This window comes from Phreatobacter sp., from assembly GCF_027532945.1.
Taxonomy (GTDB): domain Bacteria; phylum Pseudomonadota; class Alphaproteobacteria; order Rhizobiales; family Phreatobacteraceae; genus Phreatobacter.
This window is the reverse complement of sequence record NZ_JAPZTZ010000005.1, coordinates 166,335-192,433: the sequence shown is the minus strand read 5'-3', so window position 1 is coordinate 192,433 and position 26,099 is coordinate 166,335. Positions and strand designations below refer to the sequence as shown.

The following is a 26,099-nucleotide window of genomic DNA, read 5'->3' as shown; positions in this document are numbered from 1 at the left end:
ATGGAGCTCCTGCCCCCTTCCATCGACGACACCGACCTGTTGGCACTGATCGGCGACATCCTGGCGGTCGCGCCGTCCGGGCCATCGCGCATGGCGGTGCGGCTGCGCCTGATGTCGCCCACCTCGTCCTGGGCGCGCCTGGTTGCCATGGCACAACAACAGGGCGTGCTGATCCCACTCGTCCATGCACTCAGGCGTGACGGCCTGCTGCTTCCGGTCCCCAGATCGGTGTCGGCGGCCGACCGCGAAGCTCATGTGACGTCGCGTCTGGAGGCTGCCTGGCGTGACCACCTCGCCCGCGGGGTCGACCTGACCGATCAGCTCGCCGGTATGGTCCGCGCGCTGGCCGATGCAGGCATCCCCACCATGCCGCTGAAAGGCGCACGCCATCTCGCCGCCCCCATCACGGCATGGTGCGAAGCCCGCGTCATGCGCGATCTCGACCTCTGCGTACCTGCCGACCATCTCGCGGAGGCGGTCAAGGTGCTCCTCGGCCTCGGCTATCGGCCCATCGAGGAAGGCACGGCCTTCGACCACCATGCTCCGGCCATGGCGCTGCCCGGCCGGCACGGGACCGTGGAGGTCCACCGTGACGCGCTGGCGCTCGGAGGCCGCAAGGTCCTCCCGACCGCAACAGTCTGGGACCTCAGCGAAACGGTGCCCTTCGCCGGGACCGATATCCATGTCCTGCCGCCGCACTGGCACATGCTGCACGGCCTGCTGCATCATCAGGTGGCGGAGCGGGGGCATCGGCGGCGCATTCTCGCCTTGAAGGGTCTGTTCGAGTTCGCGAGCCTCGCGTCATCCCTCTCGGCGGCTCAATGGGAGGAGATCGCCAGCCATATGGCGGACAAGGGCCAGGAGGTCGTGCTCGGAAGCTGGCTGCGGCAAGCGGAGATCCTGTTCGCGCTGCCGCTGCCCACAAGCGTCCCCGTCGATGCGACGGCCCGGGCCCATGCCGAGGACACCCTCGCCTTCGCCTCCGCGCCCTATGGCCGCCGCCGCCGGGAATTCATCCTCGACCAGATGCGCTACGCCTTCTCCCGCGAGACCCTCGCGCACCGCTACGGCCTCGCCGAGGGGGATGTCGGCATCGGGACGGCGATCCGGCAATCGGTGACACTGATCGGCCGTTATGGGCTCGGCATCGCCACCCGCCTCGCCGGCCGCCGCGATCAGGCGTCCTGATCGGGCCTGCCCGCGGTCTGGCGCGCCTCAGCGAGCATGGCCTTGACCATCAGCTCCCGTGGCTGCGGAGCGCTCCGCGCCGCCCGGCGGTAGTGCTCCGCCGCCTCCGCGAAGCGGCCGCACCGGAAAAGGCCGAGTGCCAGCGCCTCCTCCGACAGATGGGTGAAGATCGCCTTGTCGTAGGCGATATGGGGATCGTGAAACGTCTCGGCATCGATGGCCGTCAGACGCTCGAACACCGGCAGGGCCATATCGACCTCGCCCCGCTCCAGCGCGGTCTTCGCCGCCATCCATTGCAGCGCGAGATGCTGAGGGAACCTTGCGCTTGCGGCAGCGAGAAGCGCGTCGACGGGTTCGCCCTGCTCGTGCAGGAGCTGGATGAGGGAGACATAGGGGGAGCTCTCGCCGGCCTCGATGGCTGCGGCAGGCAGCCGCTCGATTGCAGCGATGCCGTTTCGCCAGGCCTCGGCGGCTCCCGCCCTGTCGCCGGCGGCCAGCAGGCTGTCGCCGAGGTGCCACCAGCAGAAGACGCGATTGGGGTCGTCGGCGAGGTAGCGCCTGAGGAGCGGCAGGTTGCGCGGGACCTTGGCGACAGGGTCGCCCTCGTAACCGACATGGTCGAGCGCAACCGGTGCATCGCCGATCGTCAGGCCGTCCGACCGGCAGACCGCATTGACGCGGCCATGCACCCGCTCGTGGATGACGCCCTCAAAGCGGATGCGCGGGTCGTTACGAAAGAGACGCAGCTCGGAATAGGCCGTCCAGCCCACCCGCGGATGAAGATGCAGACGAGCCGCGGCGAGACCCGTTTGTGCCAGCGTCGAGCGCCAGTCCGCAGCCAGGGGGCGAAAGCGTTCGTCGGCGTCGATGTAGAGGATCCAGTCGCCTGTCGCGAGATCGAGAGCGGCATTGCGCGCAGCCGAGAAGTCATCGCACCAGGCGAAATGGCCAAGGCGGACCGGGTAGGCTGACAGCTTCGACAGCGTGTCGTCGGTCGAGCCGGTATCGACGACAACGATCTCATCGACCTCTCCGACGAGGGAGATCATGCAGGCGTCGATGAAGCGGGACTCGTTGCGGACAATCAGGCAGGCCGAGATGCGCATGTCGCCGGGCTGCGCCTGCTCACGATTCCCAGCGGCAAACGTCAGCCCGCAAGTCCTGAGCCGTTCGCGACCTGAGCCTGAGCGCGAGATATCTTCAGGCCGTCCATGGCGAACGAGGCCACCACCGGGACGACGAAGGCAGCGCCCTTCACCAGGCGGTCAAGCGTGTCGCGCTTGGCCGGGTCGATGGCGTCTGCGGCCTTGCGGGTGTCGTCGGTCATGGGGCCTTGCCTGTCGGTCGGTCGGGATATGGAAACGAAGCAACCGAAAGGTCAGGCCGGGGTGACCCCGGAGCCATTGGCGACCTGGGCCTGGGCCTTCGAGATCGCCAGTCCGTCCATCGTGAAAGAGGCGACGATTGGGCCGGCAAAGGCGGCACCCTTGACGAGGGTGTCGAGGGTCCGGCGCTTCTCGGCGTCGATCATGTCGGCAGTCTTGCGGGTGTCGTCGGTCATCTGGCCTTGCCTGTCGGTCGGGACGAACAATAGGAAGGTTAGGTCGGTGTCGGCACGACCCCGGAGCCGTTGGCAACCTGCGCCTGGGCTTTCGAAACCGTGAGACCGTCCATCGCGAAGGATGCCACCACGGGCACCGCGAAAGCAGCCCCACGGGCGATGCGATCGAGCAGCTCGCGCTTGGACGGATCGATCGTGTCGGCAGACTTCGGCGATTCCGGTTTCATGCCAAGAGTTCCTGTGACGTAGCGTGAGTCCTAAGCACGCAGCCGAGCCTGGTGCAAGGCGTAACCAGGCCGCACCCGCAGTTTGTCACGCGCTGCGCTCGCCGGGACACAGCGGCTCACGACAGGCTTGCCACCACATCGTCGAGCAAATGGATCGCGCCTCCAAGGTCCCCCAGCGACAGGTCGAACCGACTGGTGGTGGCGGCAAGGCGCGCCAGACGCGCGGGCCCGGAGATCCGGTCGCCGGCCTGCAAGGCGATCTCGCCCATCAGCCCACGCACCATGGCCATGGCCGGGATGGTGCGCAGGCTCGACACCCCACCGTGGTTCGCCCGCAGCAGGATGACGGCATCAGCGGGGCCTTCCGCCACCGCCCAGCGAATGCCGAGGGACCGAGGATCAACGTTGAAGATGCGCGCACCCCGCCAATCAACGATGAAGGGCGCGCGCTCGATCGTTGGTGCGAGGTCACCGAGCAGCGACAGCGAGGCTTCCTTGATACGGCAGCCGCGCGGCCGGGCCGCGATCCCCGAGGCGGTGATGAACAGGTTCTCGTCGCTCTCGAGGGTGAAGCCGCGGGACGCGAGCAACAGCGTCAGCGTCGTCTTCCCCGTGCCCTTCTGCCCCACCAGCAGGATGCGGCGGCCTCGTTTGACGAGGCTTGCCGCATGGAGGATCGGCGCGCCTGGCCGGTCCGTCAACGACAGCTCGAACAGCCGGCCGTGAAGGTGGGCCAGCGTGTCCTCGGGGCCAAGGGTGTGCTTCTCGGGCTGGCCGGGCTCGACAATCCGCCAGTGACGTCCGGCCCGGACCACCTCGACCTGGGTCTCGCTGGGCTCGGGACCCTCGACGTCGGGGTCGCAGGCGAGATAGCCGAGGCACGCCTGCATGGCCGGATCGGGCGACACGATGCGGACCCTGTGGGCCCATGTCCGCGCGATGACCGCCGAAGGCTCGGAGGGCGCTGTCATTGACCACCGCCAAGCCCGACCGAGGACCGGATGATCCCGCCGATGATCCGGGAATCGTGCCGGGACTGGAGAAAGGCAGCCGCATTGCGTGTCAGCCGCTGGGCGAGTTGCGGTTGGCGCAGCAGGACCAGGCAGGCCCGGGCAAAGCCATCCGCATCATTGGCCAGCATGAGGTCCCGCCCGTGGCGCAGGCCGAGCCCCTCTGCGCCGATCGCCGTCGCAACGACCGGTCGGCGCAGGACAGCAGCTTCCAGCAGCTTGATGCGGGTGCCTCCCCCTGCCCGCAGCGGTGCCACGACGAGGGCAGCGCGTCGATAGTATCGCCGGAGGTCAGGCGCGGAACCGACGACCTCCACGCCGCACTGGTGGCGAAGACGCAGGACCGGGTCCGCTGGCCGCCGTCCGACGATCAGAAGCTTTGCCTTTGATGCGCCGCCGCGCCGAATGCGCGGCAGCACAGTGCGGGCGAACCAGATGGCGCCGTCGACATTGGGCGCGTAATTCATCGTTCCGACCAGCAGGATGAGGGGATCGGGCCGCGGCGGAGCAGCCGGCAGCGGCGCGAGCCGCGGCGCCGGGTTGGACACGGTCGTTACCTCGGCACCGGTGAGCTCCGTCAGTCTGCGCGCCTCGCCGTGCGATGACGCGAAGCGCCGGCCGAAGCGCGGCAGGACCCGCAGGGCAAGCCCGTCATGGTGGCCGGCATCGAGCATCGTCCAGGCCGCGGCGGCGCCAGAACCTCCACGGCGCTCCAGACGGGCGATAGCCCGGAGCACGTCGCCGTCAGCCTCGTCGCAATCGAGGATCAGTCGCGCTCCTGCTTTGACCCAGGGATCGGCAAGGCCGCCGAGATAGGTGCGCGACACATGGACGAGGTCGTAGGCCTGCCCGCCGGCAAATGCGGCGAGCCGTGCCCGAAGTCCTGCCGTCAGAGGCGCGGTGATGGAGGGTGCGCCGTAACGGGCAAAGGCGGCGAGCCGCGCGTCGTCATCCGCGACAGCGCGGACCAGCGCGAAATGCGAATCCACGCCGTCGAGGCCGATGATGGCGGCGCGACGGCAGAGCCGACCCGCGCGCGGGTCAATCGCGGCGGCGCCTGCAACCGGCACCACCGCGAGGTCGACATCCGCGGCAGCGGCATAGGCGGTGAGGAACATATGGGCCCGCATGGCCAGGCCGTTCCCGTCCGGCGCGGGCGACGCCGGCGCTATGAAGAGAAGGCTCTTGCCGCTCATGGAACGGTCACGGTTAGGCCGGGACAATTCTCGGGCGCCAGCCTTGCTGCAAAGCCCGGCGGCCCGCAACTCGCGCCCCGCCATGTGCCATCGCCAAGATCGGTAAAGGCAATGGTGAGACGGATGTCAGAATAGAACTGGAGGATCAGCCGACCATCCTGGTCAACGACAGCCCAGTGCTGTTCGAAATCGCCGCGTCCCTCGCCGATGCGTCCGCCGGGGTGGAGATCGAGCCGCCGCCAGGTGCCATCGGCGGACTGGTAGAGGAAGCGGCGCTTGGCGGCCAGCGCGGCCTCGCAGGCCAAGGCCGCAGCGCCCCTCCCGGGCGGCACGAAAATGGCGCCGCTCCAACGGTCCACGAGCTCAGCCATCGCGGCCCGGGCCGCAGCCGTGGTCTCCGGTGAGGGCGTTTCGCGGTCCTGCCCGCTGAAGTTCCACTTGGCGGTCAGTCGATGCTGCACCAGCGCCTCGCCGTCGCGGTCGCGGTGGACGAGGTCGTACTCGACCTCGAATGGTGGGCGATCCGCCATGCCGAAGGGTGCATCGGCGAGAATGGCCGCGAGCAGCAGGGCGGCGGGGCTGCGGCGGCCCGGACGCGTGATCGCTGCCAAAGCTGTCGCCACCTGCGGCGCGGCTTCGAGCACGTCTTGCCGTCGCGTCTTGTCGACGAGCAAAAGCCCCGCATCGACGCCTGCGACAGACCGGGGATCGAGACCGAGCGTTGCCCAGGCGGGGTGATCGGCCGTGAGATCGGTGCCGTCGCCGAACAGCAGGAGGCCGGTGTCACGATAGCTTGGCCAGTCGAACAGGCGCTCGGGATCAGCGAGCGGTGCACAATCGGCATCCATCCACATGACCTGCGAGAAGCCGCTGGCGCGGATGGCGGCGACCCGCAACGCCTCGGGGGTAGCGGCCAAGGCGGTACCCGCGAGCTCGCCGAGATCGCGGACGTCCACGCCCCGCGTGGCGATGAGATCAGCCATGCCGCGGTCGATCTCGCCCGGTCCCCGATGCCAGAGTTCGATCGGCAGGCGACAGCCGTGATGGCGCAGCAGCGACACCAGCATCCACGCGCAGGTGAAGTAGCGCTTGCCACCGGCGCAGATGACGATGCCGCGGCCGGCGTCGGCGGGCTGAGGGCTGTCCTTCCCGGTCATTGAACCGGTCCTCTTCGCCCATTGCCGTCGCCCGACAGCAGGCGGGACAGGTGACGGTAGGCCCCGTCGAGATCGCCCAGCGAAAGGGCATGGGCCGGTGTGGAGACGGCGAGGCCCCTCAGCTTGGCGAGGGCGATGGGCACCTGCGACTCCGGCATCAGCGCAAGCGCCAGAAGGCGCGCGAGTGCGGCATCGGGCGACATCCGCCCCATGACCGAGCGACCACCGAAATTCGGCTCGACAAAGACGAGGCGCGCGACAGGCCCCGTTGTGATGGTCCAGGGCTGGCCCGGAAGGGACGGATCCACCGCGAAGGAGACCTGCCTATGCCAGCCGCTGAACCGCGGGGCGCCTTCAAGAAGATATGCGCCGTGGGACATACGGCTCGCCAGATCGGCAGGAGCGTGCAAACGGCGGGGTCGCATGGTGACGCTGCTCCAGTCGACCAGAGCGTGGTCATCACCCTCCACCCGATGCCCCCGCGCCAGCAGGTCGAGCATGAGAGTGCTGCGGTCACCGGGCGAACCGGTGACCAGAAGGATTCGGCCACCGTCACCGATGACGGAGCCGGCTGGAACAAAGGCGGTGCCCGGATGGCTTCGCCCCGTGTCGCGATTGAGGAACTGGTTCCAGGATTCGATGATGTGGTGCGCATCTCCCTTCACACGCTGGCCGTCGGGGAGCGTCATGGCGAGGAAGCCGCTCTCGCAGGCAACGGGAACGTTGACGAGCGGCAGGTCCCTGTCCGGCAGATGCGGCCTGCATTCCAGCGCGGCGAGAGGGCCGAGGCTGGCCTCACCCTCCGCCACGAGGCGATAGTCGCGGGTCAGGCTGCGGACAACGAGGGGCTGCAAGGCCGTATCAGCTCTTCGGTCACCAGCATGGCGATGCATTCGCGGACCATCTCAGTCGGCGGCGCCGGGAGCTGATAGGCATCCTGCAGGTACCGGATGATCTCCGGAGCGGCCACACCCTCCGAGCAGAGTTCGAAGACGGCCACCGCCGACGGATTGAGGAAATGCACGCGATCCCGGCGCACCTGGTAGATCACATAGCCATCGGGAACCTGGGTGAGCTCCAGGCCTTCGTCGGCGGTGAAAATCTGGTCGTCGTCAAGCGGCGCCATGCTGTCGCGGTTTCCCGTCGGTTGGCTTATCGAAGATCGGGTCACGCTTAGCGGAACTGCATCGGCGGGTGCAAGCGATGCTAGGACGGTCGCCGGTAGTCGGCATAGGTGGTCGCCAACATGCCGGCGGGCCGAACGACGTCAGTCCGGCGTGCCGCATGGTCTTCGAGCCGCGCCGCGAGGCCAACAAGGCGCTCGGGATCTGCGAGGGAGGCCGCATGATGCCGCAAGCGGCCGGCAACCCCCGGCTCGACCCCGTCAAGCACCCTGAGGACGTTTTCCAGCACGGTATCGGAACAGGCCGGATAACCGGCGGCGGCGAGGAAGACCGGCAACAGTCCGGGAGAGGCCTGCACGGGGCTTTCGGCCAGATGCAGGGCCGCACTTGCACCGGGCGCGGTGAGCTTTGTACCGACCCAGTGCTCCCCCGCCGCCGGATGAAGTTCGAAACAGCGCCCAAGGCCCCCCTCGAGAATGAGTGTGAAGGGGTCGGATCCCTCGGGAGCATCAGGTCGATCGATCACCGCCCAGTTCGCGCGCTCGAAATCCCGTCCGGCGCCGATCTCACCGTGGGGCAGAAGTTCCAACTCCAGGCTTGGCCCCCCAAGAAACGAGAGCGTGCCCCGGCGGCTGGCAAGCGCCGCTTCCACGTATCGTGCCGCCAGGCTTCGGCCAGGGCCGTGATGGATTCTGCCGCTCCAGCGCCGGCGCAGATCGGCGATGTAGCCGAGACAATCGGCCTCGTGGACGAAATTGTCCACGGGCACCTGCTTGGCGCCGAGCGACCATTTGGCGTTGGTGCGGTGCTGGAACAGCGGCCGCCCGTCAAAGTCGCATTGCACGCAGGCGCGCGGATGTACGAAGGGGCGATGGGGCACGATCTCATGGTCTGCGCCAGCGATCAGCCAGCCGAGCAGGAAGGTGTCCTTGTCGCCATAGACAAGCTCATAGAGCTCATCGGCGCGCTCATTGAGATTCAGCACCGAGGCAATCGCGGCGCGGTGGCGGCGACGATCGACGAGGACCTGGCCGCTTTCGATCGACGGCGTGCGGCGCCCTTGCAGGCCGAGAAGCGCCCATACCGGATTGTCGGCCGTGAGGTCGACAATGTCGGGCCAGAAGATAGCGCCGGCTTGCCGATAGGCCTGCCAAGCGAACAGGGGCGTTGGATCCTCGACAGGCACCTGGTCGGCATCGAGCAGGAGAACCTCGTCCAGACCGCTATGCGCCAGCGCGAAGGCCTTGAGCTGCCAGCCGTCCCGGATGAGGCCGCCCGCTTCGGCGATGGGCACGGCGGCATCGATCACGGTCACACCATGGGCTTCGAGAAGGGCGCGCATAGCCGGCGACATTTCGCCCGGCCCCATGTGCCAGATCTCGATGGGCAGCCGGCAATGGAGTGTGTCGCGCAGCACGCGCACCAGGACATAGGCGTTGACGAACATCGTCGTTCCGCCAGCGCAGATGACGATGCCCCTGCTCCCCTGCCCGTCTGCCGCTTCGTTATCCGGGCCCGCCCCCATCCTGATGCCCCTCCCCCAGTCCCGACATCGGCCGGCGACTGGCCCGGTCCTCGTGCCCGGCGGACCTTGCATCGCCAACCGCCGATGGAATAGTTCGCTGAACAGTCTTGACGCAGGAGCAGGCGCTTGGCCATCCCGAACTGGTTGCGTCGCCTTGCCCGCCGCACACCATGGCTCGGCAAGGTCCTTGCCGACCGCGATCGCCTCGCCGCCCAGCGCGACCAGTTGGCGGCCCGCCTCGCGCACATGGCCCAGCAGCGCAACCTGGTGCTCGCTGTGCGGTCGGCCGGAACGCTCCTGCTCGACGTGCGTTGCATCGTCGACTTCCATGTCCACTCGAATGATGACTGGGAAGGCGACCGTATCGCGGCGATGATGAAGGCGGCCGCGATCTTCGCCGGCGATCCTCGTCGCAAGCTGTTCCTCGACATCGGCGCCCTCTGGGGCCTCTATGCCCTCCATGCCCGCCGCTCCGGTCTTTTCGACAGGATCGTGTGTTTCGAGCCGGATCCGGCCAATGCGGCGCAGCTTTCGGCCCAGCTCTTCCTCAATCAGGCGACAGGCGCCATCGAGATCGATCGCAGGGCGGTGTCCGACCGCAACGGATCGGCGAGCCTCGATCCCTCCGAGAACCAGTCAGCCGGCAATCACGGTGCCGCGCGCCTTGGCGAACCGCATGATCGGTCCGTGACCGTCGAATGCGTTCGCCTCGACGATATCATCGATGCCACCGGCGCCATCATCTTCATCAAGCTCGACGTCGAGGGACACGAGGCCGAAGCGCTGGACGGCATGCAGCGCCTGCTGGCGACCAACGAGATCTATCTGCAGGTCGAAGCTTTCCCCGACCACCGGGAAGCCGTGTGGCAGCGCGTGCCGGCGCGGCTCACGCATCGCTGGAGCAAAGGCGTTGACCACGTGTTCTCGACCTTTCCGCTGCCACCAGGCGCCACCCCGACCCATTCTCCCGCGAGCCCCTGATGACCGACGCCCTGCCGACGATCCTCATTCTCACGCCGGTGAAGAATGCCGCGAAGCATCTGCCGCGCCACCGCGAGCTCGTCGAACGGCTCACCGTACCGCGCGAGCGCCTGTCGATCGGATTGCTCGAAAGCGACAGTAGCGACGGCACGTTCGAGGCCCTTGAGGCCTCTCGGCCGGCGCTCGAGGCGCGCTGCCGCTCGGTGACGCTGGTCAAGCGGGACTACGGGTTCCGGATGCCTCCCGACGTGCCACGCTGGGCGCCGGCCTATCAGCTGCTCCGGCGTGCCAATCTCGCGCGAGCCCGCAACCAGCTCCTGTTCCGGGCGCTGCGGGACGAGCACTGGGTCCTGTGGATCGACGTGGACGTGGTGGACTATCCCGCCGATCTCGTCGAAAGACTGCTCGCCCTCCGCCTCGACATCGTCCACCCCCACTGCGTCATCGAACCGGGCGGGCGGACCTTCGACCTCAATGCCTGGACGGACAATGGGCAGAAGACCATGCACGACCTCAGGGGGACAGGCGCACCCGTGAGGCTTGATGCGGTTGGCGGGACGGTGCTGTTCGTGCGGGCCGACCTGCACCGTGATGGCCTGATCTTCCCTCCCTACCGCTATGGTCTCGCCAGCCCGGCGGCGCGCCAGCCTCACCCGCTATGGGACGGCGGCGAGATCGAGACCGAGGGTTTCGGCCTCATGGCCCGCGACATGGGCCTTCAATGCTGGGGGTTGCCAGACTTCGAGGTCCGCCACGCGCCGGAATGACACCGAAAGGGCTGGACCAGCAGCTGCGCACCGGGATCCACGCGCGAGGCACATTCTGTCGCGCGAAGGCGAGCCGACCGTTCGCCGATGGATTGCCACGATGTGGCCACGGCGGCTGCAAGGCATGGGATCCACCTGACGCCAGAGTGGGATCACGTCCCATCAGGGCTTGAGCGCGGCACCACCCAGCGCCCGGATTGTTGGGGCCGCATCGCAAACATCCGCGTTCCGGTCGGTCGATGAACCCCGCTTCAGAGGCGCGAAACGGCTGCAGCATGGTCGCTCTGTTCCGAATGCGGCCTCCTTTGGAGGATGCGTCTTGGGCAGAGAGACATCATCCGAAAATGTTCCGCGCGCATGGAGCCCGGGACTCTTGGTCGGCCCCAAACCGCCGCTCAAGCCGCAAGACATTTGGGCGATCCGCGCGCTGCTCCGACACCAGCACCGCATAGCCGAACTTGAACCGCCCCGGCCAAGCCGTGGCGGCTCAACGCGCCTCGCCTCAGAAGCTCTCGCCGGCATATCGATCGACTAGGAAATCGATGAAGGTCAGGATCTTCGCTTGGGGCCGAGCCGCGGGGGCATAGACCGCGGAGATGGTCAGTTCGCGGGTCCGGTACTGGCCGAGAAGCCGCATCAGGCGGCCGGCCCGGATCTCCGGGGCGACGATGAAGGCGGGTTGCTGGATGATGCCCTGGCCGGCGATGGCCGCCGCGAGCAGCGCGTCGCCATTGTTGCAGACGAGGTTGCCCTGAGGCTCGACCCTGGTCACCGCGCCGGACGCATCGACAAGCGGCCAGGTGTTGGTCTCGGCGCTATAGGCGTAGCGCAGGCAGTTATGCTGGCTGAGATCGGCCGGGGCGAGCGGCATGCCGCGGGCCGCGACATAGGCGGGCGCGGCGCAGATGATGGTTCGAGCGGTCGCCAGGCGGGTGCCACGAACGGCAGAGCCGCCGTCCGCCGTGATCCGGAGGGCGAGATCGAACCCCTCGTCGGTGAGGTGAACCTGCCGGTCGCTCAGCACGACGTCGAACAGCACGCGGGGATAGAGCGCGGCGAAGGCCGGCAGCAGTGGCATGACATGCCGCGAGCCGAAGGACACCGGCGCGCTGATCCGCAAGGTGCCGCTGATGCCACCCTCGGGCGTCTTCGTCGCGCTCGTCAGGTCGCCGTAGCGCTCGACCAGCGTGCGCGCCTCGGCCAGGAACCGGGCGCCGGCTTCGGTCAGCGTCTGCCGCCGTGTGGTGCGGTAGAGCAATGGCACGCCCATTCGTGTCTCCAGCTGTCGGAGAAGACGGCTGACGGCCATGCGCGACAAACCGAGGGCATCGGCGGCGGCGGCCTGGCTGCCGAGATCGGCGGTGCAGACAAAGGCTTCGATCTCGGCGAGACGATCCATGCGGTTTTATATCTCTAGTTGATATAATTTATCAATCGGCTGTGGTTTGTGTCGTCTAACGTTTCGCGGGATATCGCTCGAACCGTCTTTGGGAAAAGCCTCGTGACCCGCCAAACGCCCCCTGCCCCCGACCGCCGCCGCCTGCTCGGCTATGCCCTCAGTGCCCCCGTCCTCCTCGCGGCAGCGCGGCTGAAGGCGGATCCCGTGCCGCTGCGACCCGCTCCCGATGTCGAGACGCGCAGCCTCGATGATATCCATCGCGCGGCCCTCGCCGAGGGCGGCAAGCTCGTCGTCTATGCTGGTGGCGATATTCCCAACGCCTATGCCGGCGTCGAGCGCGCCTTCATGGCCCGCTTCCCCGGCATGTCGATCAAGATCGTCACCGATCTGAGCAAGTATCACGACGCCCGGATCGACCTGCAGCTGGCCCGCGGCAGGCTGGAGGCCGACGTGGCCGTCCTGCAGACGCTGCAGGATTTCGACCGGTGGAAGGACGAGGGCCAGCTTCTGGCCTACAAGCCACTCGACTGGGATGCGATCGCACCCGGCTACAAGGATCCCGACGGCGCCTTTGCCGGGATCGGCGTGATCGCCTTCAGCAACAGCTACAATCCCGCGATGATCGCGGAGGGCGAGGCGCCGCGAGACGCGGTGGACTATCTCGACCCCAGGCTCAAGGGCCGCATCGTGCTGACCTATCCCCACGACGACGACGCCGTGCTCCACCAGTTCGACCGGATCGTGCAGTCCCATGGCTGGGACTACATGGAGCGGCTGATTCGCCAGGACGTGCTGTGGATCCGCGGCACGGTGCCGGCCCGGCTCGCGGTTGGCGAGGGCAAGCGCGCCGTCACCTTCACCGCCTCGGGGACCTTCGCGCCGCCGGCCAACGCCACGTCGCGGTTCATCCTGCCGCGCAAGGATGTGTTCCTGTCCTGGCCGCAGACCGGGGCGATCTTCAGGGAAGCCCGCCACAAGGAGGCCGCCCGGCTCTATGTCAGCTGGATGGCCTCGCGTGACGCGACCATCGCCCGCACGACGCAATGGTCGGTGCGGCGCGACGTGCCGGCCGCCGGCAATGTCGGGCCGATCGGCAATTTCAACACCGATCCGTTGCGCTTCCGCGTGTTCATGAAGGACCGGACCCGGGTCGAGCGTCTCAAGACCCAGTTCGAACACATTATCGGACCAGCCGAGGGCCCGAATCCCACGGGCACCCGGGGCGTCTACATCGTCGAGGTCTGATGGCCCAGCGCACCGGTTGCGACCGGGCGCGCAGAGGATCACCCTGCCCGCCCGGGATTCCGCCGGCGCATCGCAACCCCTTCCGCCGATCGATCACGAGGAGACCGCCATGTTCTTCCGCAAGTCGCCGACCCCGCCGCTTCGCGCTGAAGCGGTCGATCCGTCCCGGCGTGATCTTCTGGCCATGGCTTTCGCCTGCTGCGCCATGGCGGCCCTGCCCGCCGATCCGGTCCGGGCCCAGTCGGCCGCCGTGCAGCGGCATCTTGCGGCAGCGCGGGCAGCCGCCGGCGACGATCTTCTCGCCAATCTGCGCCTCTCCGAGATCGTCGCCCCGACGCCCGGAGCCCGGCCCATGTCGCCGGACGAGCTGATGCGCCTGCCGGCACCGCCCCCCGGCAAGGCCTTCGACAACCTGTTCTTCGTCGGCAGCCGCTGGGTGAGCGCCTGGGCGCTCGTCACCTCCGAGGGCATCATCCTCATCGACGCCATGGACAATGACGACGAGGCCGAACACATCGTCGATGCCGGGATGCGGCGCCTGGGGCTCGACCCCGCAGCGATCAAGATGGTGATCGTCACCCATGGCCATGGCGACCATTATGGCGGCGTCGGTTATCTCAAGCGCCGATACGCGCCGCGGATCGTCGCATCATCCCTCGACTGGACCATGATGGAGACGCAGCTCGAGTTCGACCGGCCGGACTGGGGCAGGCCGCCGCAGCGCGACATGGCCGTCGAGGATGGCAGCGTCCTGCGCCTCGGCGACACCAGCGTCGCGGTGATCCTCACGCCCGGCCACACGATGGGCACGATCTCGCTGGCCTTCGACGTGCGCGACGGCGCCCGCACCCATCGCGCTCTGCTCTGGGGCGGCACGGCGTTCAATTTCGGCCGCCGTCCCGATCGCCTCGTCAGGCTCCAGGCCTATATCGACGGCACCGCGCGCGTGCGCGACCGTGCCGGGCGGGAGGGGATGGACGTCTTCATCTCGAACCATCCGATCTACGACGAGGCGGTCGACAAGCTGGCGCGCATGGGAGAGGGCCGCCCCAACCCCTTCGTGATCGGCACGGCTGCGACACAGCGGGCCCTCACCGTCATGCACGAATGTGCCCGCGCCACAATGGAAGCCTGGAAAGGCTGACACGCCCTGCGCCGACAAGGCGCCCGACATGCATGGCGCCCGACCTGCCTGGCGACTGACCTGCCACTGCGCTTTTTCCTCCACGCGGCGTCAGAGTCCGGTGACGTTGCCCCTCAGGGCCGATCGCGCGGCTCACCGGCCGTCATCGCAGCCGTTTCTCCCGTTTCGCGGAGATGCGATGCCCTTCTTCCATATGAGGCGACAGAAAGGAATAATTTTCTGTTTGCATCCGTATAATTGGGGATGCGATAATAAATAATTCTCGCCTGACGGCAAAGGTCACGGCGGGTTCGCCCCGGATGCCCTTCGCCGCCCCGTCCATGCCGTCGGATCACACCAGCCTCACCCTCGCCGCGCCGCCCCCGCTGGCAGGACGCCTCGCCGGGGCCGCGCTCGCGGTCGCCGCAGCGCTCGGCGTCCTCGTGGCGCTCGGCTCCGGCCGGCTTGTCGCCCTCGGCGTGATCGGCCTGCTGCTTGGGCTTGCCCTCTACCATTCCGCCTTCGGCTTCAGCCATGGCTGGCGCGTGCTGATGGCGGAGGGGCGCACCGCCCATGTGCGGGCGCAGGTGCTCATGCTCGCCGTGGCCGTGGCGCTGTTCCTGCCGCTGATCGCTCAGGGCGAGGTCTTCGGCCAGCCGGTGCGCGGCTTCACCTTCCCGCTGGGCCTTGGTGTGGCGCTCGGCGCCTTCGTCTTCGGCATCGGCATGCAGATCGCCGGCGGCTGCGTCTCAGGGACGCTCTACACGGTCGGCGGCGGCTCGGTGCGGATGGTGATCACGCTTCTTGCCGCCATCACCGGCGCGACGCTGGCGGCGCTCGCCTATCCGCTCTGGGAGGGCCTGCCGGCGGCACCGGCGGTGTCGCTGCCCGCGCTGCTCGGGCTCTGGCCGGCGCTCGCCCTCCACGCCCTCCTCTTCGCCGCCGCCTATGCCGGCCTTGTCGCGTGGGAGCGCCGGCGCACCGACGGCCTCGCGCCGATCACCGGCGGCGGCAACCTCCTCACCGGGCCCTGGCCCTATGCCTGGGGCGCGCTGGCCCTCGCCGTGCTCAATACCGCGACGCTCCTTGCCGCCGGCCGCCCCTGGGGCGTGACGCAGGCCTTCGCCCTGTGGGGCTCGAAGGCGGCGGAAGCGACCGGCCTCGCCGATCCGGTCTTCTGGCCCTTCTGGGAGGAGCCGACCCGGGTCGAGGCGATGATGCGGCCGCTTCTCGCCGATGCCACCAGCATCATGAACGTCGCGGTGATGGCCGGCGCGCTGGCCGCCGCGCTCGCCGCCGGCCGCTTCGCCCCCTCCCTGCGGATCCCGGTTGGCGCGGCGCTCGGCAGCCTCATCGGCGGGCTGATGATCGGCGTCGGCGCCATCGTCGCCACGGGCTGCAACATCTCCGCCTTCTTCTCCGGCGTCGCCTCGGGCAGCCTGCATGGCTGGCTCTGGGTCGCCGCCGCCCTTCCTGGCAACTGGCTCGGCCTGAAACTGAGGCCGCTCTTCGGACTTGATGGAGCCCCGTCCCGATGACCCGACTTCGTCCCGCCCTGTTCGGGCTTGCCCTGGCGCTGGCCCCGGCTGCCGCCCTCGCACAATCGGCGCCCGCGCCGCTGATCGCCCTGTCCTGCGCCGGCTGCCACGGCCCGGCAGGGGCCGGCGAAGGCTCGGTGCCGCGCATCGCCGGCTATGACCGCGAGGCCTTCGTGCAGAGCTGGGCGGCCTTCCGCGCCAATGAGCGGCCGGCCTCGATCATGAACCGCATCGCCCGCGGCTTTAACGACGCGGAAGTCGCCGAACTCGCCGCCTATTTCGCCGGCCTGCGTTGAGGAGACCCGACATGACCCGCCTCACCCGCCGCGCCTTCTCGCTCGCCGCCGCCTCCGCCGGCCTCACCCTCTCCGCCCCCGGCATCGTTCGCGCCCAGACCACCGGCCGCCTCGTCGTCATCGGCGGCGGCTTCGGCGGCGCCTCGGCCGCCCGCTATGCCCGCATCGCCTTCCCGCGCCTCGAGGTGACGCTGATCGAGCCCAAGGCGACCTTCGTCACCTGCCCCTATGGCAACCTGCTGCTCGCCGGCGAGCGGACGCTGCCGCAGATCACCCATTCCTATGACGGCCTCAAGGCCCGCGGCGTCCGCGTCGTGCAGGACTGGGCGGACGGCATCGACGCGACGGCCAAGACCGTTCGGCTGCGCGGCGGCCAGACCGTGCCTTACGACAAGCTGATCCTGTCGCCGGGCATCGCCATCCGATGGAACGCCATCGAGGGCTACAATGAGGCCGCCGCCGAGACGCTGCCCCATGCCTGGGTCCCCGGCGCGGGCGAGCAGACGACGCTGCTGCGCCGCCAGCTCGAAGCGCTGCCCGATGGCGGCGTGGTGGGCTTCGCCATCCCTCCGAACCCTTTCCGCTGCCCGCCCGGCCCCTACGAGCGCATCAGCATGGTCGCGAGCTACCTGAAGAAGCACAAGCCGCGCGCCAAGATCATCGCGCTCGACGCCAAGGACGCCTTCTCCAAGCAGGGCCTGTTCCAGGATGCCTGGAACGAGCTCTATCCCGGCATGATCGAGTGGGTGCCGCTGAACAAGGACGGTCGCGTGACCAAGGTCGACGTGCGGGAGAAGATCTTCGAGACCGAGCTCGGCACGCGCCACAAGGTCGATGTCGGCAATGTCATCCCGCCCCAGTCGGCGGCGAAGATCGCCATCGATGCCGGCCTCACCAACGAGACCGGCTGGGTGCCGGTGAACCCGCTGACCTTTGAAGCGGTGCGGGCGCGCGACATCCATGTCATCGGCGACGCCAATATCGGCCAGGTCATGCCGAAGTCGGGCTACATCGCCAATTCGACCTCGAAGGTCGCGGTGGCGGCGGCAGCGGCGGCGCTGGAAGGCCGCCCGGCGCCCGGTCCGACCGTGTATTTCAACACCTGCTACAGCCATGTCGGCGACGAATACGGCATCTCCGTCGTCGGCGTGTTCCGCCCGACCGATACCGGCTTCGCCGAGACGCCGAACTCGGGCGGCGTGTCGCCGCGCGGGCCGCTTGCCCAGCAGCGGGAGCAGCGCCGCCTCGAGGCGCTCCATGCCGACGCCTGGTATGCGTCCATCACCAAGGACGCCTTCTCGTGAGCGCGATCCTGATCGACCGGCGGCTCGCCATCGGCGGCCTCCTCGGCTTCGTGGCGCTCTCGGGCGCGGCGGCGAGCGAGGCCATCCCGGCCGAGGTTGCGGCAGCGATCCGTGAGAAGGTCGGCGCCGCCGAGGCTTCCGAGGGCGGCATCACGCTGAAAGTGCCTGAGACGGCCGAGAACGGCGCCTTCGTGCCGGTGACCGTCACGGTGCATTCGGCCATGCGGAGCGAGGATCGCTGCACGGCGATCCACCTCTTCGCCACCCGCAACCCGACGCCGGGCGTCGCCAGCTACCAGCTCGGGGCGGGCCTTGCCCGCGCCGAGGTCAGCGCCCGCATCCGCCTTGCCGAGGGCCAGGTGCTGCTCGCCTATGCGCGCATGGCCGATGGCTCGGTGCGCCGCGCCGCCGCGCGCGTGGCGGTGAGCACCGGCGGCTGCCTGACGTGAGGACCGGACGATGAGCACCCCCCGCATCAGAATGCCGGCGAGCGCCAAGGCCGGCGAGCCCATCGAGATCCGCACGCTGATCGACCATCCGATGGAGACGGGCCTGCGCCAGCAGGGCGGCCAGACCGTTCCGCGCAAGATGATCGTCCGCTTCGAGGCTCTTGCCGACGGCGAGTTGCTCTTCGCCGCGGATTTCAGGAACGGCACCTCGGCCAACCCCTATCTCGCCTTCATCGCCCGCTTCGAGAAGACCACGGCCCTCACCTTCGTCTGGCGCGAAGAGGACGGCCGCGAGTATCGCGCGACGCAGCGGATCAGCGTGAGCTGACCCGCCGCACTATTCGCGCGATGACTTTTGCCGGCTTCAGTTCTGCCGCTTGGTGATGGAGATGGCGTAGGCCGGCGTGCGGACCGCGAACATCGGGTCCTCCGCCGGGCCGTCGATGCCATCGGCGAGGATGGTCGGCGCGAAGATCTGGCTGTCGCAGCGGGCGGCGTCGGTGGCGGCGCGCACATGCAGCACGCCGAGTTCGACGGCGCGGCGGGTATCCTCGTCATCCCAGCGGCGGGTCACGTCGTTGGTCGGATCGCCGGGACGGCCGATGATTGCCATCATGCGCAGGCCCGTGGGCCGGTTCGCCGCGAGGCGTCCGGCGATCTCGTCGGCGAGGAAGTCACGGGGCCTGGCGCGGGCCTCGTCATCGGTGAGGTCGACGCGACCGTCGAGCGGCTCCCAGCGGAAGCGGACGATCTGGCGGGCACCGGCGGCATTGGTCAGCGTATAGGCGTGCAGCGCCCAGTAATTGACGCCGACCCAGGAGCCGGGGATCGGCTGGCTGGCGAGATAGCGACCCTGCCCCAGCGTCTCGGGGTTCGCCTCGTTGAAGGCGCGGATCTTGTCCTGGTCGGGCTGGCCGTTGGCGCCGGGGCGGCGCGATTCGAGGAAGGCCAGCATCTGCGCCGGGCTCTTGGCGAAGTTGATCGGCGCATTGACCATAACGAATTCGGTCTGGCCCGGCCCGTCGCCGTCGATGCGGATGGAAAGGCCACGATTGCCGCCGCGCGAGCCATCGGCGACATTCGGATTGCCGCCACCGACCGAGAAGCGGACGAGAGCCGGCGTGGTGCGCGTGAAGATCACCGCCTTGGAGAGGTCGCGCGCCGCGGCGGCGGGGACGAATTCGGCGGCATAGCAGCGGCCCTTGGCGCCGCTCGGCCGATGGGTGCCGGGCCCCGCATTGGCCCGCATGATCTCGACGATGGGCGCGGGGTCGAAGTCCTGGGCGGAGGCGGCGCCGAAGGGCGCGACCATGGCGGCGGACAGGATGAGGCTCAGAACTGCGGGCTTGCGGTGCATCGGGGACCCTCCGTCATGCCGCCGCCTTCGATAGCGGTCGGCTTGAGGAGGGTACGTCCGAGAGGGCCCCGGCCGTTACAACCGGAACCCTTCCCCTGCGTCACGCCTTCGTGATCAGCCGGCTCAGCCGAGCTTCTTCAGCCAGCGCTTCGCCTGCGCCCGCACGTTCTTCGGCGCGGTGCCGCCATAGCTGGTGCGGCTCGCCACCGACTTCGACACCGACAGCACCGAAAAGACATCCGCGGTGATGCGTTTGTCGACGCCCTGCATGTCGGCCAGGCTGAGCTTGTGCAGCGGCAGGCCCTTGGCCGAGGCGACACCCACCGCCTTGGCGGCGATGTGGTGGCTCTCGCGGAAGGGGATGCCGAGGGAGCGCACGCACCAGTCGGCAAGGTCGGTCGCGGTGGAATAGCCCTGGCCCGCGGCCTTCTTCATCACCGGCGCATTGGCCTTCAGGTCGCGGACCATGCCGGCCGTGGCGGCGATGGCGAGGGACAAGGAGGCGAGCGCGTCCATGGTCGGCTCCTTATCCTCCTGCATGTCCTTCTGGTAGGTCAGCGGCAGGCCCTTGAGCACCACGACGATGGCGTTGAAGGCGCCGAGGACGCGGCCGACCTTGGCGCGCACCAGCTCGGCGGCGTCCGGGTTGCGCTTCTGCGGCATGATCGAGGAGCCGGTGGAGAAGGCGTCCGACAGGGTCACGAAGGAGAAGGGCGAGGAGCACCAGATGACGATTTCTTCCGCGAGGCGGGAGAGGTGCACGGCGGTGATGGTGGCGGCGGCAAGGCTCTCCATGACGAAATCGCGGTCGGCGACGCTGTCGAGCGAGTTCGCCGTCGGACGGTCGAAGCCGAGGGCCTTCGCGGTCATGTGCCGGTCGATGGGGAAGGAGGTGCCGCAGAGGGCGGCGGCGCCGAGCGGGCTCTCGTTGAGGCGCTTGCGCGCATCGGAAAAGCGGCCGCGGTCGCGCCCGACCATCTCGACATAGGCGAGGAGGTGGTGGCCGAAGGTGGTCGGCTGGGCCACCTGCAGGTGGGTGAAGCCGGGCATGACGGTGGCGGCCTCGGCAAGGGCCTTCTCCGCGAGGGCCTTCTGCAGGTCCTTCAGCTGGGCGTCGAGGCCGTCGACGGCATCGCGCACCCAGAGCTTGAAGTCGGTGGCGACCTGGTCGTTGCGCGAACGGGCGGTGTGCAGCCGGCCGGCGGGCGCGCCGATGATCTCGGCGAGGCGCGCCTCCACGTTCATGTGGATGTCCTCGAGCGCGCGCTTGAAGACGAAGGTGCCGCCCTCGATCTCCGCAAGAACCTTGTCGAGGCCCTTGGTGATCGCGGCTTCGTCATCGCGGCTCACGATGCCTTGTTCGGCCAGCATCGCCACATGGGCTTTCGAGCCGGCGATGTCCTGCCTATAGAGACGCTTGTCGAAATCGATCGAGACGTTGATGTCCTCCATCACGGCGGCCGGGCCGGAAGCGTAGCGGCCGCCCCACATGGTATTGCCGGCAGTGTCGGCTTTGGTCATCGTCACGTCCCTGCGAAGGAGAAGAGCTGTTGTCCCGCGCCCGCATGACCATCCTCGTGGCAGGACTGATCGGTCTGGGCGCCGGTGCAATCGCCTTCTACTGGACCGGTGGCCCGGCGCGCAATGCGTCGAGCGCCGCCTGCACCGCAGCGCGCGCCACCGCCGCGAAGCTCCAGCCCCTCGCCCGCGGCGAAGTCGCGGCCTTCAAGGTCACCGAGGCGCCGATGGTGGCGCCGAACCTTTCCTTCAAGGCGCCCGATGGGCGGCAGCTCACCATGGCCGACTTCCGCGGCCGCATGGTGCTGCTCAACCTCTGGGCCACGTGGTGCGCCCCCTGCCGCCACGAGATGCCGGCGCTCGACCGCCTGCAGGAGACGCTGGGCAGCGAGCGCTTCGAGGTGGTGGCGGTGAATATCGACACCCGCAATCCCGACCGGGCGGCGACCTGGCTGACCGAGACCGGCATCACCAAGCTCGCCAATTACAACGACCACAGCGCCCGCATCTTTCAGGACTTGAAGACTGCCGGTCGCGCCTTCGGCATGCCCACCACGCTGCTGATCGACGGCAATGGCTGCGAATTGGGCTTCATCGCCGGTCCTGCCGAATGGGCGAGCGAGGATGCGCTCAGGCTCATCCGCACGGCGCTCGGCGGCTGACACACGGATTCTCTGGCATGACCGATATCGCCGCGCGGCGCGCCGCCCTCTTCGCCCTGTTCGAGCGCCTTGGCATCGCCACCACGACCCATGAGCACGAGGCGGTGTTCACCGTCGCCGAGAGCCGGCACGTGAAGGAGAGCATCCCAGGCGGCCACACCAAGAACCTGTTCCTCAAGGACAAGAAGGGCCGGCTGTTCCTGGTGGTGGCGCTGGGGGACGCGGTGATCGACCTGAAGCGCCTGCATGAGGTGATCGGCGCCTCGGGGCGGCTGTCCTTCGGCTCTGGCGAGCTCCTGGAGGAGGTCTGGGGGGTCAAGCCGGGCTCGGTGACGCCTTTCGGGGCCATTGCGGACACCGACGGCCGTGTCACCGTGGTGCTGGATGCGGCGATGATGCGACACGAGATCCTGAACTATCACCCGCTCGAGAACACGGCGACGACCTCGATACGCCGCGAGGACCTGGTGACGTTCCTCACCGCCACCGGCCACGCGCCACTGATCCTGCCCTGCAGCCAGGACGCTGCCTGAGGCCTGCGGCTCTCGGACTGTAGCCCCTTACCCGTCGCGGATCATCCGATCACGCGGCGGTGAGACATGCCATGCTACCGCCCCAATTCGGCCCCCGTGGGGCCAAGAGCGGGGGCGACCTTCCAACCGTTGCCTCGTTCCCCGGCTCGCGCCGCCCCGGACTCTTCAGCCCCCCAGCCCCCCGGGGTGCACGAACGGGACGAGCCCATCGGTTCCCACCGATGGCAGAACGTTCGGTCATCCCCTCCGACGCGAACGTGCGGGTCGGCGCTTCAGGCGCCGGCCCGTTTTCGTTTCCGCCCCGCCGCTTGCCGGCGGCGCGGGGCGACCTAGATCCGGGCTGGACAGGACAGGACGCAAGAGGGCCGCATGGCGCAGACCGTGAAGAGACTGACCGACGACGAGCGGCGCGCCGCCCTCGCCGCCCTGCCCGGCTGGATCGAGGCCGAGGGCCGCGATGCCATCACCCGGCGCTTCGCCTTTCGCGACTTCTCGGAGGCCTGGGGGTTCATGAGCCGCGTCGCGCTCGTCGCCGAGGCGATGGACCACCATCCCGAATGGTTCAACGTCTATCGCACCGTCGAGGTGACGCTCTCCACCCACGATGCCGGCGGGCTCACCGAGAAGGACGTGGCGCTGGCCCGAGCGATGGATTCCATCGCAGGCATCTAACCCCCGATGGATTCCATCGCCGGGGTCTGATCAGCGATCGCAGGTCCAGGCCATCACCGGCAGGCGCAGCTCCCGCTCGGCGATGAAGCCGCGGGCATTGCGCGCCGGCACCTCCACCTCGACAAGGCGGGCGGGCCCGAGTTCCACCACCTGGCGCAGGCGAACCTTCTCGCCGGCCGGCAGGCGCGCCACCGGCTGCCCGCCGAGCGGCGCGTCGACGAGGTTGGCGCCGTCGGAACCGACCTCCAGCTCGAAGGAGCGGCAGACGCTGGCCTGCGGCGTCGGAACAGGCGGCGCATCGACCGCGGGCGTCGGGGCAACGGTGATGGGCACGGTGCGCACCCGGCGCGGCTGCTCGGGACCGGCGATCTGCTGGTCGGGCGCCGAGGGGCTGTCCCCCGGCCGCATGACCATGGTGAGCGCGGCAACCCCAAGGGCGGCGATGGCCGCAACCGCGAGGACGACGAGAACCAAGCGCAGCCGGTTCGGCCCACGGTTGGGGACGCGGATCGAGCTGCCGCCGCGCGCCGCATCGAGATCCTTCTCCAGCTGCAGCAGGGCGGAAAGATGGGCGATCTGTGCGTCGAGCTGGTCATACCAGCCGTCGAAATCGTGCGGCGACGGATCGAAGGCGCGATAGGCACGATCGAGACCGTCGAGCGTCGCGCGCAGGTCGATATGCGGGCCGGTCGGCGGCGCGCCAATATCGGTGCCGAAGCGGGTGATGGCGATGGCGAGGTCGTTCTCGGCCCGGGCGATGACATCGCGCAGGGCGGCACGGGTCTCGGCATTGATGCGGTGTGCGAGACGCTTCAGCTGGCCGGGCGGATCGGCGACGAGCTTCAGCTCGGCGGCGGCCTGGCGCAGCGCCTCCTCGATGGTCACCGCCGGACGCGCCAGACCGCCGGTGCGCGCGCCATAGGCGTCGAGCACATGGAAGCGGTAGCGGTAGGCGGAGACGAGCGGAGCGACGTCCAAGGCGATGCGATCCCGGTTCAGGCCGTCGTCGCGACGCCGGTCGTGACGATCTGTGCGAAGCGGTGAGGGCGGCCTTCGGGCCGAAGCGTGGCGAAAAGTCGCCGCGCGTCCGATAGAGCCGGCCGCGCCACGTCCCTAACACTCGTCATGATGGTCCCCCCGCGAATCGCGAACGCGCTGGATGGCCTTCTGTTCCACGCTCTGTAGGCCAAAGGCCCCGGCGAGGCAAAAGCCGCCTCACGGCCGACGCAGCGGCATGCGCGGCACAGTGACGGCCAGAACGCGCTCGTGGCTGAAGAGCTGGGCGTCGGGCTGCTTCATCACGGCGACTAGCGCCGCGCCGGCGACGAGGCCGCCGACATGGGCCCACCAGGCGGTGGCGCCGCCATGGGCGGTGACGAGATGGACGACCTGCAGCACCACCCAGGTGCCGAGCGCCAGCCAGACCGGAATGGAGATCGGGATGATGTTGAAGACGAGGCCGAAGACGCGGACGCGCGGATAGAGCAGCAGATAGGCGGCGAGCACGCCGGAAATGGCTCCGGACGCACCGACCAGCGGCGCCTGCGACCCCGTATTGAAGAACAGGTGGACCGCCGCGCCGAACAGGCCGCAGACCAGATAGAAGACGAGAAAGCGCGTATGGCCCATGGCGTCCTCGACATTGTCGGCGAAGACCCAGAGGAACAGCATGTTGCCGATGAGGTGCATCCAGCCGCCATGCATGAACATGTAGGTGAGCCATGTCGCCCAGGACGGCACCACCTGGAGGTCCGGCGCCAGCATGGCCCCGTCGGTGAATATCGCCGGGATGAGGCCGAGGCCCAGCGCATTGGCCTGGGCGCTCTGCGCCGGCACGAGGCCCGTCGTCAGCAGGAAGATCGCCACGTTCAGCGCGATCAGCGCGAAGGTGACGTAGGGCTGGACGATGCGTCGATAGGGGTTGTTGTCGGCGAGGGGGAGGAACATGGTGGGAAGGTAGCGTGCCGAACCCCGCCCCGCCATGGCCGGCGCGGCACGGCGCCCTTGATTCCATCATATGAGAGTTGTAGTTGCGGATGATGGAAGCGCGGGCTTGCCGCGCCCTGCCTTCCGCCCTTCAGAGGATCCCGCATGTCCGCCAAGCCCCCGACCAACGGCCTCGCGCCGCGCACGCTCGCCGCCCAGGCCCTCGGCTGGGAGGAGGCCGAGACCCATGCGGTGGTGACGCCGATCCATGTGGCGACGACCTTCATCCGCGATCCCGACAACCAGTACCGCAACGGCTTCATCTATGGCCGCCCCGACAACCAGACGGTGCGCCAGTGCGAGGCGGTGCTGACAGCCCTCGAGGAGGGTGCCGAGACCATGCTGCTCGGCTCCGGCATGTCGGCGGCGACGGCCCTCGTCATGGCCCTGCCGGCGGGTGCCCACATCGTCGCGCCGACGGTCATGTACTGGGCGCTGCGCAACTGGCTGATGAATGACGCCACCACCTACGGCTACACGACGACCTTCGTCGACACGGCGGACCTCGCCGCGGTCAAGGCGGCGGTGGTGCCGGGCAAGACGAAGCTGGTCTGGCTGGAGACGCCGTCGAACCCGCTCTGGACCGTCTCCGACATCGCCGCGATCTCCGAGATCGCCCATGCGGCGGGGGCCATCTGCGCGGTGGATTCGACCGTCGCGACGCCGGTGCTGACGCGGCCGCTGACGCTCGGCGCCGACATCGTCATGCATGCGGCGACGAAATATCTCAACGGCCACTCGGATGTGGTGGCAGGCGCGCTCGTCACCCGCGAGGCCAACGAGTTCTGGGCCAAGGTGCGCCGCGTGCGCTCCATGCACGGCCAGATCCTCGGTCCCTTCGAGGCCTTCCTCCTGATGCGCGGCATGCGCACGCTGCATGTGCGTGTCGAGGCGCAGGCGAAAGCCGCGCTGGCGCTGGCCGAGAAGCTCGCGGCCCATCCGATGGTCGGCGAGGTGCTCTATCCGGGCCTCTCCACCCATCCCCAGCACGCCCTCGCGGCGCGGCAGATGACCGGCGGTTTCGGCGGCATGCTGTCGATCCGGGTCAAGGCAGGCGAGCAGGCGGCGATCTCGGCTGCAGCGCGCGTCGAACTGTGGAAGCGCGCCACCTCGCTCGGCGGTGTCGAGAGCCTCATCGAGCATCGCGCCTCGATCGAGGGCGCGGGCTCCCCCTGCCCGACCGACCTCCTGCGCCTGTCGGTCGGCCTGGAGGCCGTCGACGACCTCTATGCCGATATCGACCGGGCGCTGCGGGCGGCGAACGCCTGAGGCGCGGACCCA

Annotated in this window: 29 protein-coding genes; 14 read left to right on the top strand and 15 right to left on the bottom strand. The window is 68.7% G+C overall.

Going from position 1 to position 26,099, the window contains the following annotated elements:
- Window positions 1-1,188 carry a nucleotidyltransferase family protein gene (locus tag O9344_RS05430; protein WP_298473835.1) on the top strand — a complete coding sequence of 396 codons (1,188 nt, stop codon included), beginning with the start codon at window positions 1-3 and terminating at the stop codon, window positions 1,186-1,188.
- Here O9344_RS05430 and O9344_RS05425 read toward each other — a convergent pair.
- The 10 genes from O9344_RS05425 to O9344_RS05380 form a co-directional block, all read right to left on the bottom strand.
- Window positions 1,176-2,294, bottom strand: coding sequence for a glycosyltransferase (locus O9344_RS05425; RefSeq protein WP_298473833.1), 1,119 nt, complete (start codon window positions 2,292-2,294; stop codon window positions 1,176-1,178). The two genes, O9344_RS05430 and O9344_RS05425, sit on opposite strands and share 13 nt — an antisense overlap.
- Window positions 2,295-2,335: 41 nt before the next feature.
- Window positions 2,336-2,515 carry a hypothetical protein gene (locus tag O9344_RS05420; protein WP_298473831.1) on the bottom strand — a complete coding sequence of 60 codons (180 nt, stop codon included), beginning with the start codon at window positions 2,513-2,515 and terminating at the stop codon, window positions 2,336-2,338.
- Window positions 2,516-2,566: 51 nt separating this feature from the next.
- On the bottom strand, window positions 2,567-2,749 hold the full coding sequence (locus tag O9344_RS05415) for a hypothetical protein (protein ID WP_298473829.1): 183 nt from the start codon (window positions 2,747-2,749) through the stop codon (window positions 2,567-2,569).
- A 38-nt stretch (window positions 2,750-2,787) separates the two neighbouring features.
- The gene (locus tag O9344_RS05410) at window positions 2,788-2,976 is read right to left on the bottom strand and encodes a hypothetical protein (RefSeq protein ID WP_298473827.1); all 189 of its coding nucleotides are present in this window, start codon (window positions 2,974-2,976) and stop codon (window positions 2,788-2,790) included.
- 116 nt (window positions 2,977-3,092) lie between these two features.
- Window positions 3,093-3,884, bottom strand: coding sequence for a hypothetical protein (locus O9344_RS05405; RefSeq protein ID WP_298473825.1), 792 nt, complete (start codon window positions 3,882-3,884; stop codon window positions 3,093-3,095).
- Between the two features lie 59 nt (window positions 3,885-3,943).
- The gene (locus tag O9344_RS05400) at window positions 3,944-5,182 is read right to left on the bottom strand and encodes a glycosyltransferase (RefSeq protein ID WP_298473823.1); all 1,239 of its coding nucleotides are present in this window, start codon (window positions 5,180-5,182) and stop codon (window positions 3,944-3,946) included.
- On the bottom strand, window positions 5,179-6,339 hold the full coding sequence (locus O9344_RS05395; protein ID WP_298473821.1) for a hypothetical protein: 1,161 nt from the start codon (window positions 6,337-6,339) through the stop codon (window positions 5,179-5,181). Before O9344_RS05395 ends, O9344_RS05400 begins: the two co-directional genes overlap by 4 nt.
- Window positions 6,336-7,193 carry a hypothetical protein gene (locus tag O9344_RS05390; protein ID WP_298473818.1) on the bottom strand — a complete coding sequence of 286 codons (858 nt, stop codon included), beginning with the start codon at window positions 7,191-7,193 and terminating at the stop codon, window positions 6,336-6,338. The genes O9344_RS05395 and O9344_RS05390 overlap by 4 nt, the downstream gene beginning before the upstream one ends.
- Window positions 7,166-7,465: a PqqD family protein gene (locus O9344_RS05385; protein ID WP_298473816.1), complete on the bottom strand. Its 300-nt coding sequence runs from the start codon at window positions 7,463-7,465 to the stop codon at window positions 7,166-7,168. The genes O9344_RS05390 and O9344_RS05385 overlap by 28 nt, the downstream gene beginning before the upstream one ends.
- 80 nt (window positions 7,466-7,545) lie before the next feature.
- On the bottom strand, window positions 7,546-8,988 hold the full coding sequence (locus O9344_RS05380) for a hypothetical protein (RefSeq protein WP_298473813.1): 1,443 nt from the start codon (window positions 8,986-8,988) through the stop codon (window positions 7,546-7,548).
- Between the two features lie 126 nt (window positions 8,989-9,114).
- Here O9344_RS05380 and O9344_RS05375 point away from each other — a divergent pair, with 126 nt between their 5' ends.
- Window positions 9,115-9,969: an FkbM family methyltransferase gene (locus tag O9344_RS05375; protein WP_298473810.1), complete on the top strand. Its 855-nt coding sequence runs from the start codon at window positions 9,115-9,117 to the stop codon at window positions 9,967-9,969.
- The gene (locus tag O9344_RS05370; RefSeq protein WP_298473807.1) at window positions 9,969-10,736 is read left to right on the top strand and encodes a hypothetical protein; all 768 of its coding nucleotides are present in this window, start codon (window positions 9,969-9,971) and stop codon (window positions 10,734-10,736) included. Before O9344_RS05375 ends, O9344_RS05370 begins: the two co-directional genes overlap by 1 nt.
- Window positions 10,737-11,238: 502 nt before the next feature.
- Here the strand turns inward: O9344_RS05370 and O9344_RS05365 are convergent.
- Complete coding sequence (locus O9344_RS05365; protein WP_298473805.1) at window positions 11,239-12,135, bottom strand: LysR family transcriptional regulator; 897 nt, start codon at window positions 12,133-12,135, stop codon at window positions 11,239-11,241.
- Window positions 12,136-12,237: 102 nt separating this feature from the next.
- Between O9344_RS05365 and O9344_RS05360 the strand changes: the two genes are divergently transcribed.
- From O9344_RS05360 to O9344_RS05330, 7 genes are all read left to right on the top strand, one after another.
- Window positions 12,238-13,380, top strand: a complete 1,143-nt coding sequence (locus O9344_RS05360; RefSeq protein WP_298473802.1) for an ABC transporter substrate-binding protein — start codon at window positions 12,238-12,240, stop codon at window positions 13,378-13,380.
- 109 nt (window positions 13,381-13,489) lie between these two features.
- The gene (locus tag O9344_RS05355; protein WP_298473799.1) at window positions 13,490-14,524 is read left to right on the top strand and encodes an MBL fold metallo-hydrolase; all 1,035 of its coding nucleotides are present in this window, start codon (window positions 13,490-13,492) and stop codon (window positions 14,522-14,524) included.
- A 299-nt stretch (window positions 14,525-14,823) separates the two neighbouring features.
- Complete coding sequence (locus tag O9344_RS05350) at window positions 14,824-16,041, top strand: YeeE/YedE family protein (RefSeq protein ID WP_298473796.1); 1,218 nt, start codon at window positions 14,824-14,826, stop codon at window positions 16,039-16,041.
- The gene (locus tag O9344_RS05345; protein ID WP_298473793.1) at window positions 16,038-16,337 is read left to right on the top strand and encodes a c-type cytochrome; all 300 of its coding nucleotides are present in this window, start codon (window positions 16,038-16,040) and stop codon (window positions 16,335-16,337) included. Before O9344_RS05350 ends, O9344_RS05345 begins: the two co-directional genes overlap by 4 nt.
- Before the next feature lie 11 nt (window positions 16,338-16,348).
- Window positions 16,349-17,641, top strand: coding sequence for an NAD(P)/FAD-dependent oxidoreductase (locus tag O9344_RS05340; RefSeq protein WP_298473791.1), 1,293 nt, complete (start codon window positions 16,349-16,351; stop codon window positions 17,639-17,641).
- Entirely contained in the window at window positions 17,638-18,090 is a 453-nt protein-coding gene (locus O9344_RS05335) for a thiosulfate oxidation carrier protein SoxY (RefSeq protein ID WP_298473788.1), read from the top strand. The genes O9344_RS05340 and O9344_RS05335 overlap by 4 nt, the downstream gene beginning before the upstream one ends.
- Window positions 18,091-18,100: 10 nt before the next feature.
- Window positions 18,101-18,418 carry a thiosulfate oxidation carrier complex protein SoxZ gene (locus O9344_RS05330; protein ID WP_298473785.1) on the top strand — a complete coding sequence of 106 codons (318 nt, stop codon included), beginning with the start codon at window positions 18,101-18,103 and terminating at the stop codon, window positions 18,416-18,418.
- A 36-nt stretch (window positions 18,419-18,454) separates the two neighbouring features.
- Here the strand turns inward: O9344_RS05330 and O9344_RS05325 are convergent, their stop codons facing one another.
- Both O9344_RS05325 and argH read right to left on the bottom strand, forming a co-directional pair.
- Window positions 18,455-19,447 carry a catalase gene (locus tag O9344_RS05325; protein ID WP_298473783.1) on the bottom strand — a complete coding sequence of 331 codons (993 nt, stop codon included), beginning with the start codon at window positions 19,445-19,447 and terminating at the stop codon, window positions 18,455-18,457.
- 123 nt (window positions 19,448-19,570) lie between these two features.
- Entirely contained in the window at window positions 19,571-20,968 is a 1,398-nt protein-coding gene (gene argH, locus O9344_RS05320) for an argininosuccinate lyase (protein ID WP_298473778.1), read from the bottom strand.
- Between the two features lie 29 nt (window positions 20,969-20,997).
- Here argH and O9344_RS05315 point away from each other — a divergent pair, with 29 nt between their 5' ends.
- From O9344_RS05315 to O9344_RS05305, 3 genes are all read left to right on the top strand, one after another.
- Complete coding sequence (locus tag O9344_RS05315; RefSeq protein WP_298473776.1) at window positions 20,998-21,627, top strand: TlpA disulfide reductase family protein; 630 nt, start codon at window positions 20,998-21,000, stop codon at window positions 21,625-21,627.
- A gap of 17 nt (window positions 21,628-21,644) precedes the next feature.
- Entirely contained in the window at window positions 21,645-22,160 is a 516-nt protein-coding gene (locus tag O9344_RS05310) for a prolyl-tRNA synthetase associated domain-containing protein (protein ID WP_298473773.1), read from the top strand.
- 369 nt (window positions 22,161-22,529) lie between these two features.
- Window positions 22,530-22,832: a 4a-hydroxytetrahydrobiopterin dehydratase gene (locus O9344_RS05305; RefSeq protein WP_298473770.1), complete on the top strand. Its 303-nt coding sequence runs from the start codon at window positions 22,530-22,532 to the stop codon at window positions 22,830-22,832.
- 30 nt (window positions 22,833-22,862) lie between these two features.
- On the opposite strand, the gene O9344_RS05300 is transcribed toward O9344_RS05305, so the two are convergent.
- Window positions 22,863-23,810 (bottom strand): hypothetical protein, encoded by a 948-nt coding sequence (locus O9344_RS05300; protein WP_298473767.1) that lies wholly within the window; start codon window positions 23,808-23,810, stop codon window positions 22,863-22,865.
- A 237-nt stretch (window positions 23,811-24,047) separates the two neighbouring features.
- Entirely contained in the window at window positions 24,048-24,779 is a 732-nt protein-coding gene (locus O9344_RS05295; RefSeq protein ID WP_298473764.1) for a rhomboid family intramembrane serine protease, read from the bottom strand.
- A 144-nt stretch (window positions 24,780-24,923) separates the two neighbouring features.
- Here O9344_RS05295 and O9344_RS05290 point away from each other — a divergent pair, with 144 nt between their 5' ends.
- Complete coding sequence (locus O9344_RS05290) at window positions 24,924-26,087, top strand: aminotransferase class I/II-fold pyridoxal phosphate-dependent enzyme (RefSeq protein WP_298473762.1); 1,164 nt, start codon at window positions 24,924-24,926, stop codon at window positions 26,085-26,087.
- The last annotated feature ends 12 nt before the right edge of the window (window positions 26,088-26,099 follow it).

What these genes read in the sequence shown, in the direction of transcription:
- O9344_RS05380 (WP_298473813.1), bottom strand. Translation starts at nt 8,988, where the DNA reads ATGGGGGCGGGCCCGGATAACGAAGCGGCAGACGGGCAGGGGAGCAGG.
- O9344_RS05330 (WP_298473785.1), top strand. Translation starts at nt 18,101, where the DNA reads ATGAGCACCCCCCGCATCAGAATGCCGGCGAGCGCCAAGGCCGGCGAG.
- O9344_RS05340 (WP_298473791.1), top strand. Translation starts at nt 16,349, where the DNA reads ATGACCCGCCTCACCCGCCGCGCCTTCTCGCTCGCCGCCGCCTCCGCC.
- O9344_RS05425 (WP_298473833.1), bottom strand. Translation starts at nt 2,294, where the DNA reads ATGCGCATCTCGGCCTGCCTGATTGTCCGCAACGAGTCCCGCTTCATC.
- O9344_RS05430 (WP_298473835.1), top strand. Translation starts at nt 1, where the DNA reads ATGGAGCTCCTGCCCCCTTCCATCGACGACACCGACCTGTTGGCACTG.
- O9344_RS05420 (WP_298473831.1), bottom strand. Translation starts at nt 2,515, where the DNA reads ATGACCGACGACACCCGCAAGGCCGCAGACGCCATCGACCCGGCCAAG.
- O9344_RS05325 (WP_298473783.1), bottom strand. Translation starts at nt 19,447, where the DNA reads ATGCACCGCAAGCCCGCAGTTCTGAGCCTCATCCTGTCCGCCGCCATG.
- O9344_RS05295 (WP_298473764.1), bottom strand. Translation starts at nt 24,779, where the DNA reads ATGTTCCTCCCCCTCGCCGACAACAACCCCTATCGACGCATCGTCCAG.
- O9344_RS05350 (WP_298473796.1), top strand. Translation starts at nt 14,824, where the DNA reads ATGCCCTTCGCCGCCCCGTCCATGCCGTCGGATCACACCAGCCTCACC.
- O9344_RS05305 (WP_298473770.1), top strand. Translation starts at nt 22,530, where the DNA reads ATGGCGCAGACCGTGAAGAGACTGACCGACGACGAGCGGCGCGCCGCC.
- O9344_RS05395 (WP_298473821.1), bottom strand. Translation starts at nt 6,339, where the DNA reads ATGACCGGGAAGGACAGCCCTCAGCCCGCCGACGCCGGCCGCGGCATC.
- O9344_RS05400 (WP_298473823.1), bottom strand. Translation starts at nt 5,182, where the DNA reads ATGAGCGGCAAGAGCCTTCTCTTCATAGCGCCGGCGTCGCCCGCGCCG.
- O9344_RS05365 (WP_298473805.1), bottom strand. Translation starts at nt 12,135, where the DNA reads ATGGATCGTCTCGCCGAGATCGAAGCCTTTGTCTGCACCGCCGATCTC.
- O9344_RS05415 (WP_298473829.1), bottom strand. Translation starts at nt 2,749, where the DNA reads ATGACCGACGACACCCGCAAGACTGCCGACATGATCGACGCCGAGAAG.
- O9344_RS05385 (WP_298473816.1), bottom strand. Translation starts at nt 7,465, where the DNA reads ATGGCGCCGCTTGACGACGACCAGATTTTCACCGCCGACGAAGGCCTG.
- O9344_RS05410 (WP_298473827.1), bottom strand. Translation starts at nt 2,976, where the DNA reads ATGAAACCGGAATCGCCGAAGTCTGCCGACACGATCGATCCGTCCAAG.
- O9344_RS05355 (WP_298473799.1), top strand. Translation starts at nt 13,490, where the DNA reads ATGTTCTTCCGCAAGTCGCCGACCCCGCCGCTTCGCGCTGAAGCGGTC.
- O9344_RS05290 (WP_298473762.1), top strand. Translation starts at nt 24,924, where the DNA reads ATGTCCGCCAAGCCCCCGACCAACGGCCTCGCGCCGCGCACGCTCGCC.
- O9344_RS05345 (WP_298473793.1), top strand. Translation starts at nt 16,038, where the DNA reads ATGACCCGACTTCGTCCCGCCCTGTTCGGGCTTGCCCTGGCGCTGGCC.
- O9344_RS05370 (WP_298473807.1), top strand. Translation starts at nt 9,969, where the DNA reads ATGACCGACGCCCTGCCGACGATCCTCATTCTCACGCCGGTGAAGAAT.
- argH (WP_298473778.1), bottom strand. Translation starts at nt 20,968, where the DNA reads ATGACCAAAGCCGACACTGCCGGCAATACCATGTGGGGCGGCCGCTAC.
- O9344_RS05310 (WP_298473773.1), top strand. Translation starts at nt 21,645, where the DNA reads ATGACCGATATCGCCGCGCGGCGCGCCGCCCTCTTCGCCCTGTTCGAG.